Origin of the sequence: Bartonella sp. PS17NMGDW, assembly GCF_042193555.1 — a bacterium.
In the GTDB taxonomy this organism is placed as follows: domain Bacteria; phylum Pseudomonadota; class Alphaproteobacteria; order Rhizobiales; family Rhizobiaceae; genus Bartonella; species Bartonella grahamii.
The window spans coordinates 81581-95051 of the sequence record NZ_JBHILY010000002.1; the positions used below are offsets into that span (position 1 = coordinate 81581).

Annotated in this window: 12 protein-coding genes; 3 read left to right on the plus strand and 9 right to left on the minus strand. The window is 38.9% G+C overall.

Annotated elements, in window-relative coordinates:
• Window positions 1-11 precede the first annotated feature (11 nt).
• The gene (locus tag ACFIJK_RS01805; RefSeq protein ID WP_375626080.1) at window positions 12-404 is read left to right on the plus strand and encodes an MliC family protein; all 393 of its coding nucleotides are present in this window, start codon (window positions 12-14) and stop codon (window positions 402-404) included.
• Between the two features lie 16 nt (window positions 405-420).
• Here the strand turns inward: ACFIJK_RS01805 and mnhG are convergent, their stop codons facing one another.
• From mnhG to ACFIJK_RS01840, 7 genes are all read right to left on the minus strand, one after another.
• Window positions 421-831, minus strand: coding sequence for a monovalent cation/H(+) antiporter subunit G (gene mnhG / locus ACFIJK_RS01810; protein ID WP_375626082.1), 411 nt, complete (start codon window positions 829-831; stop codon window positions 421-423).
• Window positions 828-1109, minus strand: a complete 282-nt coding sequence (locus ACFIJK_RS01815; protein ID WP_375625542.1) for a K+/H+ antiporter subunit F — start codon at window positions 1107-1109, stop codon at window positions 828-830. The genes mnhG and ACFIJK_RS01815 overlap by 4 nt, the downstream gene beginning before the upstream one ends.
• Window positions 1106-1591, minus strand: a complete 486-nt coding sequence (locus ACFIJK_RS01820; protein WP_375626084.1) for a Na+/H+ antiporter subunit E — start codon at window positions 1589-1591, stop codon at window positions 1106-1108. Before ACFIJK_RS01820 ends, ACFIJK_RS01815 begins: the two co-directional genes overlap by 4 nt.
• A complete protein-coding gene (locus ACFIJK_RS01825) occupies window positions 1588-3210 on the minus strand; it encodes a monovalent cation/H+ antiporter subunit D (RefSeq protein ID WP_375626086.1) in 1623 nt (540 codons plus the stop codon). The genes ACFIJK_RS01820 and ACFIJK_RS01825 overlap by 4 nt, the downstream gene beginning before the upstream one ends.
• Window positions 3210-3551: a Na+/H+ antiporter subunit C gene (locus ACFIJK_RS01830; protein ID WP_375626088.1), complete on the minus strand. Its 342-nt coding sequence runs from the start codon at window positions 3549-3551 to the stop codon at window positions 3210-3212. The genes ACFIJK_RS01825 and ACFIJK_RS01830 overlap by 1 nt, the downstream gene beginning before the upstream one ends.
• A complete protein-coding gene (locus ACFIJK_RS01835) occupies window positions 3551-6472 on the minus strand; it encodes a monovalent cation/H+ antiporter subunit A (RefSeq protein ID WP_375626090.1) in 2922 nt (973 codons plus the stop codon). Before ACFIJK_RS01835 ends, ACFIJK_RS01830 begins: the two co-directional genes overlap by 1 nt.
• Before the next feature lie 229 nt (window positions 6473-6701).
• Window positions 6702-7199, minus strand: coding sequence for a BA14K family protein (locus ACFIJK_RS01840; RefSeq protein WP_375625539.1), 498 nt, complete (start codon window positions 7197-7199; stop codon window positions 6702-6704).
• Window positions 7200-7366: 167 nt separating this feature from the next.
• Between ACFIJK_RS01840 and ACFIJK_RS01845 the strand changes: the two genes are divergently transcribed.
• Window positions 7367-8464 carry a carboxynorspermidine decarboxylase gene (locus tag ACFIJK_RS01845; protein ID WP_375626298.1) on the plus strand — a complete coding sequence of 366 codons (1098 nt, stop codon included), beginning with the start codon at window positions 7367-7369 and terminating at the stop codon, window positions 8462-8464.
• A gap of 53 nt (window positions 8465-8517) precedes the next feature.
• A complete protein-coding gene (locus ACFIJK_RS01850; RefSeq protein ID WP_015857100.1) occupies window positions 8518-9756 on the plus strand; it encodes a saccharopine dehydrogenase family protein in 1239 nt (412 codons plus the stop codon).
• A 1055-nt stretch (window positions 9757-10811) separates the two neighbouring features.
• On the opposite strand, the gene lpdA is transcribed toward ACFIJK_RS01850, so the two are convergent.
• Both lpdA and odhB read right to left on the minus strand, forming a co-directional pair.
• Window positions 10812-12218, minus strand: a complete 1407-nt coding sequence (gene lpdA / locus ACFIJK_RS01855) for a dihydrolipoyl dehydrogenase (RefSeq protein ID WP_375626093.1) — start codon at window positions 12216-12218, stop codon at window positions 10812-10814.
• 31 nt (window positions 12219-12249) lie between these two features.
• Complete coding sequence (gene odhB / locus ACFIJK_RS01860; RefSeq protein WP_375625537.1) at window positions 12250-13461, minus strand: 2-oxoglutarate dehydrogenase complex dihydrolipoyllysine-residue succinyltransferase; 1212 nt, start codon at window positions 13459-13461, stop codon at window positions 12250-12252.
• Window positions 13462-13471 lie beyond the last annotated feature (10 nt).

Genomic DNA, 13471 nt, shown 5'->3' on the forward strand with positions numbered 1-13471 from the left:
CGGGAAATATTATGAAAAAAATTTCTTTTACTAAACAATTTTTCATTACTTTAAGTGTGTTCCTCCTAGGTTCAATTAATGCATTAGCAAGTTCTTTAGTCATTGAAGTACCAGATGATCCAGAACCAACAACAGAGACCGTCTCCTATCAATGCGATATGGGAACAAGCAAAGAGCATGTTGAGGCAACTTATCATAATGCTGGCAATATTGCGCTTGTTGATTTAAAATGGAACGGTAAGCGCATCATTGGTTCTAATGTAATTGCCGCTTCTGGAGGAAAATATGTAGGTGGTCAATACATTTGGTGGATAACTAAAAATGAAGCCATATTTTACGATCTTATTGATGATCCAAAAGAAGAAAAGCCCATCCACTGTGTAGAAGAAAAAAGCATAGAATAAGGAAGGTTCTTACATTTCAAGAACCGCGCTGGCTCTCATCGCTTGATGTTCCTTCTGACGTGGGTAACTTTTCCTCCGTCTGGTTTAATAAAAGAGCCAGCGGTTTTTCTGACTGTTCTTCTGAATGATGTCGATAAGCTGCTGTATGTGAGAGCAACATAGAAGCTACCGGTGCTGTTAAAAACAAAAAAAACATCAGCAACACTTCATGAAAAACAAAATAATGGTCCACAAATATTGAATAAAGAAATGAAGAAATAAGAATGCTACCAACGCCCCAACTCGTACATACTGAAAGCATATGCAAACGCTGATAAAAACTGGAAAAACGCACCAAACCTATCGTTGCGATCAGTGTCAATCCAGACCCTAATATTAAGAAAACCGTGATAGCAATAGCCACCACAAGCGATACGTCATCTTTCATTCAATAATCTCCCCCCGCATAAGAAACTTCGCTAAAGCGATGCTTGATACACACCCCAACAACCCAATAATGAGAGCAGCAACAAAATAAATGGTTGTTCCTGAACGGATATCGAATGTAAGAAACAAAAGAACAGTGGTTATATAAAGAGCATCCAAACCAACAATTCTATCCTGTGCCCGTGGACCACGAATCAACCGAAACAATGCGAAGATCACCGCCAAACTTAAAAAAAACTGTGAAAAGAAAAGCCCCCAATAAAGGATCACCATACTCATAAGAAAATCTCCAAAAGTAATTGCTCATACCGTTGTTTTATCAATCGTTGATAATTATATCCTTTTTTTAAATTTAAGACATGGAGCAAAAGCTCACCCTTTTTACTATTATAGGCAACCCAAGCCGTTCCAGGAGTTGCCGAAAGGATGCACGCTAAAATAGCCAAAGCAGTGCGATTATGAAGCAGAAGAGGCACTACAATAAAGCCAGATCGCTGTTTTCGAGACCTTTTTGTTAAAACAAACCAAGCGACCGAGATATTTGAGGATATAGAATCTATTAAGACTCGAAAAATAAGACGAAAAACCGCACTCCAACTTTTAATAGCAACCTTCTCCGGTTCAAGGAGCCGTATCATCCAACCACAAAACAAAGCGGTTATAATGGCTAAAAGCAATTGCCCTAAACTAAAACCATTTAAAATAAGCCACATAAGGACAATGACACCACTGAAAAAAGGAGAAGGACAAAAACGATTCATTTATTCATCTCCCTCTTTTCGAGAGAAAAATCCGTTAAAACGCTCCCAATATAATTCTGAGGTTCATACAAAGTCTTAGCAGTTTCAGACATATAATGACTAACAGGACCGGCTACAATTGTTATAAGAAAACACAAAGCAAGAAGAACAGCAATAGGTGCAAATTCTATCACCTGCACACGGGGAACGCGACCTTCAAGAGAAACCCAAAAAGTTCGAATCCCCGTTCGTGTCAGTGCAATCAAAGCTGCAAAACCAGAGAGGGTAACAAAAACCACAAAAAGCCAATCGTGATAAACCGGAAGAGAGGCAAAAAAATCCTCTCTACTATGGTTTAAAACTGCCATGAACATCATAAGTTTAGCAACAAAACCAGAAAAAGGTGGCAATCCAATAATCAAAATGGCACAAATACCAAAACAAGCCCCAAGAATTGCCAAGGTTACAGGGAAATATGTGCCAACTTCATCTTCTTCCTCCTCTTCATCATCACCATAAACCTCCATTGTGACAGCCAGAACATTAGCAGCCACATCTTGACAGCGTTCAACCAACTCTACCAAAAGAAAAAAAGCTCCCAGTGCTAAAGTTGAAGAAACAATATAAAAAAGAGCACCTGCTGTCAGTGCTGCATTGCCGATCCCTATTGCTGCCAACAATGTACCAGAAGAGACAAGAACACTATAAGCTACCAAACGCACTAAAACTTGACTCGCCAATACCCCAATAAAACCAAAAATCATAGTGGCCAACCCACCATAAAACAAAACGGTATGACCAAAATGGTTAAAATATTCACTTTCAGGACCAAACCACAGCAGCGTTAAACGTAAAATAATATAAATACCCACCTTGCTCAAAAGCGCAAAAGAAGCTCCAACAGGCGCTACTGCTGCACTATAAGTTGGCACCAACCAAAAATTAAGCGGCCACATACCAGCCTTAAGCAAAAAAGCAATACCTAGAAGTGCAACACCTATTTCGAACAAAACAATATCTGTAGAAGATATATATTTTATTTTAACAGCCAAATCGGCCATATTAAGAGTACCAGCGACTCCATAAATGAGTGCTGTACCAACTAAAAAAAGTAATGAAGCAACAAGATTAACCACGACATAATGCAACCCTGCGCGTACGCGTGCCTGACCAGAACCATGCAAAGCAAGCCCATAGGAAGCCGTTAACATAACTTCAAAAAATACAAATAAATTAAATAAATCACCGGTCAAAAAAGCGCCATTTATCCCCACCATAAAAAATTGCATCAGTGACTGAAAATGAGAACCAGCTTTGTACCAATAAGCCCGCGCAAAAACCAGTACGCTAGTCACCAACAAGCTTGAAAGTAAAAGCATCATGGCGCTTAAACGATCAAGGACCAAAACAATTCCGAAGGAAGAGGGCCAATTGCCAAGCCGATAAACATCACAAGCCGGCGCTATTTCAAGAGTACGTATAATTAATAAAACAGCAATAACGACCGACAATCCCGCCGAAAAAAGACTAATCAATGATTTAAATTTCGAACGCCGTTCATCATAGAAAAGTAGAGCAGCTCCAGTGATTAACGGCAAAAGAATAGGCAAAATAAGGAGATGATGCACCCCTACTTCCATCACTGCACCTCACGTCCATCAACGTGATCTGAACCCGTTAAACCGCGTGAAACCAAGAGAATAACTAAAAATAAAGCTGTCGTTGCAAAACCAATCACAATCGCAGTTAAAACTAAAGCTTGAGGGAGAGGATCGACATAATTAGCTGGATTAATAACAGCAGTAGGATCAACAATTGGCGCAGCATTACTACGCGGTCTACTCATTGAAAACATAAAAAGATTGACACCATAGGAAATCAAAGACAAACCAAGAATGACTTGAAAAGTGCGTGGACGTAAAATAAGCCAAATTCCTGATCCAACAAGAATACCAATACCTAAAGAAAGAACAATTTCCATTAATTTTCCTTCTCTTTCAAAACAGGTTTCTTCCCGATTCGGTAACTCCGAATTGACTGGTGTGCAAGTGCAATTAAAATGAGAACAGTTGCTCCTAACACAAGAGAAAGCACACCAAAATCAAACAAAAAAGCAGATGCCATGGGAACTTTTCCAATTAACGGAAAATGAATATATCGAAAAAAGGATGTTAAAAAAGGATATCCAAAAAACCAAGAGCCCATCCCCGTTACGACTGACAACAATAAGCCAAAGCCCATCCAACGCAAAGGTAAAACTCTCAAATGCGTTTCCACCCACCGAATATCGCGTGCAAGATATTGTAAAATAAATCCTATCGCCAAAGTAATACCACCAACAAATCCACCTCCTGGCAGATCATGCCCTCGCATGAATAAATAAACAGCAAAAGCGATAATAATCGGAAAGAGCCAACCCATAATAACAGCAGGAACAGCTAAATAATTCAAAACTGTATCTCCCACATTTCGATTAGGCTGTGCCATATCAAAGGCTTTTTGAACACGTTGTTGAAAAGGTGCATCAATACTTTCAGGGGCAGGACGAAACCGCCGTAAAAGGGCAAAAACAGTGAGAGAAACAACACCCAAAACGACAATTTCTCCCATAGTATCAAAACCACGGAAATCAACCAACAACACATTCACAACATTGCGACCACCAGCATCAGAGTAAGCCTTGGTGAGAAAAAAATCAGAAATCGTCGTACCTTGAGGACGTGTCATCACTGCAAAAGAGAGCCATGCTACACCAGCACCTCCCACAAGGGCTATGATGAAATCACGGATACGACGCAAGCGCACGAAAAAACGAACAGGCGTTGGTGTAGGATTATGCAAACGTTTAGGCAACCACCGTAAACCAAGCAATAATAAGACGACTGTAACAACCTCAACAACTAATTGTGTTATTGCTAAATCAGGAGCAGAAAGCCATAAAAAGGTTGCACAAGTCATCAAACCAGCTCCCCCCGACAACATGAGTGATGCAAGACGATGAAACTTTGCTTGCCAAGCAACTAAAAGCGCACATAATCCGCCGACTAACCAAAGAGCAAGAAAAGGAATATCAACTGGAAAAAGCGGTAACGCCCCCGCTGAAATGAAACCATCGCACCAAAGTAAAAGACCAACAAATGCAAAACACACCCAAAAAATCCAGTGCAACTGTATCTGCAAACGGCGTGTTGATAAAATAGATTCCACCGCACGTGCCCATTTCCAAGAAATAATCACGAGAATACGTTCAAAAATACGCGGTCCATTTAAGTGACGAAAAAAAGGTGCTCCATCATCACAGGATAAAAAATAACGGTGCCCGACAGCGTAGAGCAATCCGCCTCCTAATAACGCAACAAAACTCATCACTAATGGAGTATTCAACCCATGCCAAACGGCTAAACTATAAGGGATTGTCATTGATCCTAAAACAGACACGACCGCGTTATCTAAAATAGGTCCTATAGTTAAATTAGGAAAAATACCAACGGCTAAACAAATAAACACCAAAAGCTCCATTGGTAAACGCATGAAATGCGGTGGTTCATGGGGAGTTTTGGGTAAATTGACAGGTTTTGGACCCAAAAAAACGCCATGAATAAAGCGTATAGAATAGGTTACACTAAACAAACTAGCCAGCGTTGCTACATAAGGTGCAATCCAATCGAGCCATGATTCCATATGCGTTTCAACAGCTTCAGCAAAAAACATCTCTTTCGATAAAAAACCATTCAACAAGGGAACTCCAGCCATCGCTGCACTTGCAACTAAAGCGAGAGTTGCTGTAATAGGCATAGAGCGATAAAGCCCTGACAATTTACGCATATCACGTGTTCCCGTCTCGTGATCAATAATACCAGCAGCCATAAATAAAGAAGCTTTAAAAGTAGCATGATTGGCCATATGGAAGATCGCTGCAACACAAGCAAGTGGACTACCAAGGCTTAAAAGCGTGGTAATCAATCCAAGATGACTAATAGTCGAGTAAGCAAGCAGTCCTTTCAAGTCTTGCTGAAACATGGAAAAATAAGCACCAAGAAGCAATGTCGAGAGTCCTGAAAAGCCAACTAGCCAAAACCAAGATTCTGTCCCAGAAAGCACAGGCCATAAACGAACAAGTAAAAACAATCCCGCTTTTACCATGGTTGCTGAATGCAAATAAGCCGATACGGGGGTTGGAGCAGCCATCGCATTGGGCAGCCAAAAATGAAAGGGAAACTGCGCACTTTTTGTTAATCCCCCCAATAAAATACAAATAAGGACAGGACTATAAAGAGAACTTGACCGAATCATATCTCCAGACTGAAGCACCTTATCCAAATCAAAACTGCCAACAATATACCCAATCAATAAAACCCCAATAAAAAGAGCAAAACCGCCAAAACCTGTGATCGTTAGAGCCATACGCGCACCCTCACGCGCACTTGCATTATGGTACCAATAGCCGATCAACAAAAAAGAAAAAATGCTGGTGAGTTCCCAAAAAATAACCAAAAAGACGAGATTGCCTGATAAGACTATTCCCGTCATTGATCCCATAAAGGCCAAAAAAAAGGAAAAAAATCGCGGTACAGAATCTGCTGGATCCATGTAATAACGTGAATAAATGACAACAAGCAGCCCAATTCCTGTAATGAGCAAGCAAAAAAGCCACGACAAACCATCTATACGGAGAATCAAATCGCTCCCACATTCTGGAAGCCAAGAAATATCTAAACGCACTATGTGGTTTTCGCAAACTTCTGGATAAAGCATTATTGTAAAAATAAGACAGAAAAGTGCAACAATCCCAGCAAACCATGCTTCATTATTTTTTGCTGTCGAGCGAAAAAAGCCAATGACAGCACTTCCACCAAAGGGAAGCAAAACGAGCAATATCAACATTGCTTCCCGTGTTGTCATTCTTTCAACTCCATCCTGTCCTTAATATTTTGTCATCGACAAAACAAAAACTTATATCCTCCCCCCATTCCACACTTAATGATAATAAGATTTAATAAAACTTAAAAGTATTTAAATTTTTCAAAAAAAACGCTTGCATGAAAATGCTACGCACCACGCAAGTTCTCTCTTTATTGTAAGAACAATAACGCCCACGACAAGAAGCAATTAAAAATTTATTTAATAATTTCTATCCTTTAAAAAAGCGTGATAAACACTGTTTACGCCCCCCGTGAAAAGGCTGAAAACTATTATCATTTTTATTATAAGAGCGATAACGCGCACGGCAAGATTCAATATGTTGTTTAAGCATCCATGGCTCTTTTTTTTCTAATTTTTCCGAAGAAGACGTTAAAAACACTTTTTTAGCATCTGGTACAACTTTTAATGATGCGCCTTTTGTGCTTAAGTGCCGTGATGTAACAAATGCCACTTCAGGATACCACCAATTATCACTATATTTACGATAACCACGCCGATAATGACGATAACCTTTAAAACCATTAAGTTCTCTACGCCCCGTAAAAATCAAAGGCACCGAACTATCTTGGACAGAAGTCTGAGTAACCAGTTTGGCTTTAGCATAACTCCTATTTTTCCCCCAATTAACAAGAGTAGTTGTTATAATGAAAAAACTGCTAACCAATACAAAAGCTAAAGCATAATATAATTTTTTTTTCATACTCATAACGCAAAACTCAAAATAATAAACAACAGTAATTACAGAAAGCCTTTCTCTTGCTAGACAGAAACAGATTCTTTTCTTAAGACTCTTTTTTCTTGAGACATTCTGTTACTCTTTGTACTAAACGTTGATCTTGGTAATAAGATCCTTCAAAAAAGAATGAATAAATGATGATAAAAACCCCCTACTATCTTATAGACAAATCGAAACTCATCAAAAACATGCAAACAATTTCTCGTTTACGGGAAATGTCTGGAGCTAAAATTTTACTTGCTTTGAAATGTTTTGCCACATGGAGTGTTTTTGATTTAATGTCTGAGTTCATGGATGGAACCACATCATCATCCCTTTATGAGCTGCGTTTAGGAAGAGAAAAATTTGGCAAAGAAACACATGCTTATTCGGTTGCTTGGGCCGATCATGAAATTGATGAAGCCTGTGGCTATGCAGACAAAATTATCTTTAACTCAATCCAACAACTTCAACGTTTTTCTAAAGCTAGCAAAACCATCCAACGGGGTTTGAGGTTAAATCCAGGAATCAGCGCATCCAATTTTGATCTTGCCAATCCCTCCCGCCCTTTTAGCCGCTTAGGCGAAACCAATCAAAGCGCTATAAAAGAAGTTCTACCCCTCATCAATGGCCTAATGATCCACAACAATTGCGAAAATGCTGATTTTAATCTTTTTAATCAAATGCTGAATCACATGGAAGAAAAATTTGCAGAACTTTTTTCTGCTGTTGACTGGATAAGCCTTGGTGGCGGAATCCATTTTACCGCTGAAAATTATCCTTTAGAATCTTTCGCAAAACGTTTAAAACAATTTTCTAAAACCCATGGTGTTACTATTTTTCTAGAACCAGGAGAAGCTGCTATCACCAAAAGCACCACATTAGAAGTCAGTGTTCTTGACACATTGTATAATGAAAAGAATCTTGCCATCGTTGACAGCTCAATTGAAGCACATATGCTTGATCTTCTCATTTATCGTGAAAATGCCAAATTAGAACCCAATCAAGGTCCCCATGAAATCATGGTTTGTGGAAAATCTTGTCTTGCTGGTGATATTTTTGGAACATTTCAATTTCAACAACCTCTTAAAATAGGCGATCGGCTGTCTTTTCAGGATGCAGCAGGTTATACAATGGTCAAGAAAAACTGGTTTAATGGCGTTACAATGCCTGCTATTGTTCTCAAAGAATGCGATGGTACACTAACACTTCAACGCCAATTCAGCTATAACGACTATCAGAAAAGCCTTTCATAAAGATCAACCATAAAAACGTCATACAACAGTATTAAAAAGGAGATGAACCTACAATGAAAAAAAATGTTCTCATTATTGGTGCTGGAGGTGTTGCACAAGTTGTTGCACACAAATGTGCTCAAAACAACGATATTCTTGGTGAAATTCACATTGCTTCACGAACACTCAAAAAATGTGAAGCCATCATTGCTTCCATTAAAGAAAAAAACACAATGAAAGAACAGGGTGTTCTCAAAAGCCATTCGCTCAATGCCATGAATGTAGAAGAAACTATAAAGCTCATCCAAAAGACCAAATGCGAAATTGTCATTAATGTTGGTTCTGCCTTTCTTAATATGTCTGTTCTTTCAGCTTGTATTGAAACCAAATGCGCTTATATCGATACAGCGATTCATGAAGACCCGTTGAAAATCTGTGAAACACCTCCTTGGTATGGCAATTATGAATGGCCTCGGCGTCAAGAATGTGAAAAAGCTGGTATAACCGCTATTTTAGGAGCAGGTTTTGACCCAGGTGTAGTGAATGCTTACGCAGCATTAGCGCGTGATAATTATTTTGATAAAATCACAGATATTGATATTATTGATATTAATGCCGGAAATCATGGGCGTTGGTTTGCTACAAATTTTGATCCAGAAATTAACTTCCGTGAGTTTACAGGACAAGTATGGTCATGGCAAAATAAAAAATGGACTTCCAATAAAATGTTTGAAGTCAGCCATGAATGGGATCTTCCCGTTGTTGGAAAACAAAAAGCCTATATGACGGGACATGATGAAATTCATTCATTATCAAAAAATCTCGATGTGGAGAATGTCCGTTTCTGGATGGGATTTGGTGAACGTTATATCACTGTTTTTACGGTTCTAAAAAACCTCGGACTCTTATCCGAACAACCGATTAAAACGGCAGAAGGTCAAGAAGTCGTGCCCTTGAAAGTCGTGAAAGCCGTCTTACCCGACCCTTCCTCTCTCGCCCCAGACTACACAGGAAAAACCTGTATCGGAGATCTTATTAAAGGCGAAAAAGATGGGCACCTGCGAGAAATTTTTATCTATAATATAGCCGATCACAAACAAGCTTTTCATGAAACTGGAGCACAAGGCATTTCCTATACCGCTGGCGTACCAGCCGCTGCTACAGCCCTTCTCATTGCTACAGGCGAATGGGATGTTAAGACTATGGTCAATGTAGAGGAATTACCACCCCGCCCTTTCCTTAAATATCTTGATCGTATGGGGCTTCCCACTTTTATAAGAGAACAACAAGAGGATAAAAAATTAGAATTTTAAATTTATACCTATAGAAAGCATATGCTTGATTTTTTAAGTTATCAGAAAACTGCCCAATGAAAACAAACTTAATATTCTCATGTAATTATGGTTTTCAAAAAAATTTTAGCTATTCGTTATATTTTGGCAACATTACGATTTCTTAACAACCTTAAAGAAGAGACATATCATCTTTCTAAGACATAACAAGCAATGATCAAGAAAAACAGAGAAGCAAAAACTAATTTAATCACACTGTATAACTTGTCATTATCATCAAAAAGATAGTGTGATAAAGAAAAGATATAAAAATACCGCTCTTTTAAAAAAGAGTGGTATTTTGTAGAATATTCAATCCCTCCCCTCTTTATCTTAAATGACAAAGATCCTTAACCCACTCCAATCATTAAACAATTAAATTTCTTTGAGCGAATTCCTCTTGGCTTCCCTCTTCACATGATTCATTTTCATATATAAAACATTGATTTATAACAACAAATATCATTTTCAACTTGATTAATAACGCTGAAAACTGTAATATTCTCTTATGAAAACTTTCAAATAATAAAGAGCTTTAGCAATATTGAGAACTGAAAAAGTGCATTATAATGTCAGCGTATACGTTTACTAAACATAAAGATGATGATGCACAAATAGGTCTTATAACAATTTGAATGAATTTTATATATTTCAAGAGGAACTTTACAGCTATACCATTCACGAGCACCATCGTGAAGTAGGTTTGCGCATTTTGAGAGATGTGTTCTTAAAACAAAGCACGCAAATAGGCTCAGAATCCTATCCTAAATATTTTATAATAGTATAAAAAACCACCCCATATGTAAAACTTTACATAAACCAAACAAACACCACCGCTCTAAACGATAATGCACAACAGGATAATCTAAAAACTACACAACTGAATTTTAAAACAGTAATTATCGAAAAGCATACAACAAACGGAATATTTCAATATAATTGGTTGTATTCCTTTTTAAAGTTTTAAAATGTTGTTGTATGCTTCACAAATATTTTCTGCCTCCTATGCCTTTTAAAATGTACTTTTTAAAAGCTTTTTAAATATGAAGTGGTTTAGCAAATGTTGCCAAAGCTGCCTCACGCACGGCTTCTGATAAAGTAGGATGTGCGTGGCAACAACGCCCCAGATCTTCTGATGAACCACCAAATTCCATTAAAACTGCAATTTCATGGATCATTTCACCAGCACCAAATCCAAGAATATGCCCCCCTAATACCCGATCTGTTTTTTTATCAGAAAGGATTTTAACGAACCCATCACTCTTTTGCATTGCACGTGCACGACCATTAGCCATAAAAGGAAATTTGCCAACATTATATTCAATACCAGCAGTTTTTAGCTCTTCTTCTGTCCTTCCTACACTCGCAATTTCCGGCTGCGTATAAACAACACTAGGAATGACATCAAAATTAACATGCCCTTTTTGACCTGCCAAAATTTCTGCCACAGCAACGCCTTCTTCCTCTGCTTTATGCGCTAACATTGGCCCTTTTACGACATCACCAATCGCATAAATTCCTGGAACATTCGTCTGCCAATGAGCATCAATTGCAATAAATCCGCGTTCATCTAACTGAACACCAGCCTCTTGTAAGCCAAGCCCCTCCGTATACGGAGAACGTCCAGTAGCAATAAGCACAACATCAGCCTCTAAAGTTTCAGCTGCGCCACCTTTGATGGCTTCAAAAGTCACCTGAGCAGTTGAGCCGGATTGTGTAACAGCTGTTACTTTTGTTCCCGTTTTATATTCTATCCCCTGTTTTTCCATTAATTTCTGAAATTGCCGTGAAACTTCACCATCCATTGAGCCCAAAATTTTATTAAGATACTCAATAATGGTAACTTTAGCACCTAAACGGCTCCAAACTGATCCAAGTTCTGAACCAATAACACCAGCACCCACTACAATCATATGCTCTGGTACTTTTTCAAGTGAAAGAGCTCCCGTAGAAGAAACAATAGTCTTTTCATCAATTTCAACATTCACCCCTGGAATGCCTGAACTCTCTGAACCGGTAGCAATAATAATATTTTTTGTTTCAATTGTTTGTTTATTACCATCTCTGGCAACAACCTCCACATGACCCGCACTCAAAATTTTGGCTGTCCCAAAAAAAGTATCAACTTTATTTTTTTTCATCAAAAAAGAAACACCACTTGTATTGGCTGTCACCACAGCTTTCTTATGAACCATCATTTGTTCAAGATTAAGCTTAGATTTACCAATAGAAATACCAAGCGTTTCAAAACCATGCTGGGTTTCAGAAAACACTTCTGAAGCATGCAACAATGCTTTAGAAGGAATACAACCAACATTGAGACATGTTCCTCCTAATGTTGTACGCTTTTCAATAATCGCTACTTTAAGCCCCAGTTGTGCAGCCTTTATTGCTGCTACATAACCACCTGGACCCGCTCCGATCACAGCCACATCATAAGACATCCGTTTCTCCTTTCATCCTGAAAACTGTATTTTACAAATCAAGAACAAGGCGTTCCGGATCCTCTAAGCTTTCCTTAACACGTACAAGGAAAGTTACAGCTTCTTGCCCATCCACAATACGGTGATCGTAAGAAAGCGCTAAATACATCATGGGGCGGATCACAACTTGGCCCTCAACAACCATTGCTCGCTCTTTAATCGCATGCATTCCCAAAATACCAGATTGTGGTGCATTCAAAATCGGTGTTGACATCAACGATCCATACACACCACCATTGGTAATGGTAAAAGTTCCGCCCTGCATATCAGAAACGGCTAATTTTCCATCACGCGCAAGACGCCCCAAACGCCCAATCTCTTTTTCAATCTCTGCCAATGACATTTGATCTGCATCTCGCACCACTGGAACAACAAGCCCTTTATCCGTTCCAACAGCAATTCCGACATTGACATAGTTTTTGTAAACAATATCTGTCCCATCAATCTCGGCATTAACAGCGGGAAGTTCTTTTAATGCATGACAAACAGCCTTGGTAAAAAAACCCATAAAACCAAGTTTAACACCATGTTTCTTTTCAAAAAGATCCTTATAACGCTTGCGCAAATCCATCACCGCTGACATATCAACCTCATTAAATGTGGTTAACATTGCTGCTATATTTTGTGCATCTTTAAGACGGCGAGCAATTGTTTGACGCAATTTCGTCATACGAACCCGCTCTTCACGTGTTTCTTGAACAGGAGTTGCCGAAGAACTCGTCGCAGAAGAAGAGGGTGTAGGAGCATTTGTACTTTGTTTTAATCCACCAAGAACATCTTCTTTAAGAATTTGTCCACGTTTTCCAGAACCTGAAATATCGCTTTTTGCAACATTATTTTCAGCCATCAATTTTGCTGCTGAAGGAGAAGGAGGCATTGTACTGCTCGAAGCAGGCTTCTCCGATTCAGATGAAGCTGCTGGAACAAGTGTAGCAGAAGGTGAAGATGATTGGGAGACACCAGCTTCTCCAGCTTCCACCACTCCTAAAAGAGCATTTACTTCAACCGTATCGCCTTCTTTTGCAATGATTTCAGATAATTTTCCCGCAACAGGAGAAGGAACTTCAACGGTTACCTTATCAGTTTCTAATTCAACCAAAGGCTCATCCATAGCGACAGCTTCGCCAAGTTTTTTAAACCATTTGCCAATCGTTGCTTCGGTAACCGATTCGCCCAAAGTAGGAACACGAATTTCAGTAGTCATAATATTTTTC

What these genes read in the sequence shown, in the direction of transcription:
- ACFIJK_RS01805 (WP_375626080.1), top strand. Translation starts at nt 12, where the DNA reads ATGAAAAAAATTTCTTTTACTAAACAATTTTTCATTACTTTAAGTGTG.
- mnhG (WP_375626082.1), bottom strand. Translation starts at nt 831, where the DNA reads ATGAAAGATGACGTATCGCTTGTGGTGGCTATTGCTATCACGGTTTTC.
- ACFIJK_RS01815 (WP_375625542.1), bottom strand. Translation starts at nt 1,109, where the DNA reads ATGAGTATGGTGATCCTTTATTGGGGGCTTTTCTTTTCACAGTTTTTT.
- ACFIJK_RS01820 (WP_375626084.1), bottom strand. Translation starts at nt 1,591, where the DNA reads ATGAATCGTTTTTGTCCTTCTCCTTTTTTCAGTGGTGTCATTGTCCTT.
- ACFIJK_RS01825 (WP_375626086.1), bottom strand. Translation starts at nt 3,210, where the DNA reads ATGGAAGTAGGGGTGCATCATCTCCTTATTTTGCCTATTCTTTTGCCG.
- ACFIJK_RS01830 (WP_375626088.1), bottom strand. Translation starts at nt 3,551, where the DNA reads ATGGAAATTGTTCTTTCTTTAGGTATTGGTATTCTTGTTGGATCAGGA.
- ACFIJK_RS01835 (WP_375626090.1), bottom strand. Translation starts at nt 6,472, where the DNA reads ATGACAACACGGGAAGCAATGTTGATATTGCTCGTTTTGCTTCCCTTT.
- ACFIJK_RS01840 (WP_375625539.1), bottom strand. Translation starts at nt 7,199, where the DNA reads ATGAGTATGAAAAAAAAATTATATTATGCTTTAGCTTTTGTATTGGTT.
- ACFIJK_RS01845 (WP_375626298.1), top strand. Translation starts at nt 7,367, where the DNA reads ATGATAAAAACCCCCTACTATCTTATAGACAAATCGAAACTCATCAAA.
- ACFIJK_RS01850 (WP_015857100.1), top strand. Translation starts at nt 8,518, where the DNA reads ATGAAAAAAAATGTTCTCATTATTGGTGCTGGAGGTGTTGCACAAGTT.
- lpdA (WP_375626093.1), bottom strand. Translation starts at nt 12,218, where the DNA reads ATGTCTTATGATGTGGCTGTGATCGGAGCGGGTCCAGGTGGTTATGTA.
- odhB (WP_375625537.1), bottom strand. Translation starts at nt 13,461, where the DNA reads ATGACTACTGAAATTCGTGTTCCTACTTTGGGCGAATCGGTTACCGAA.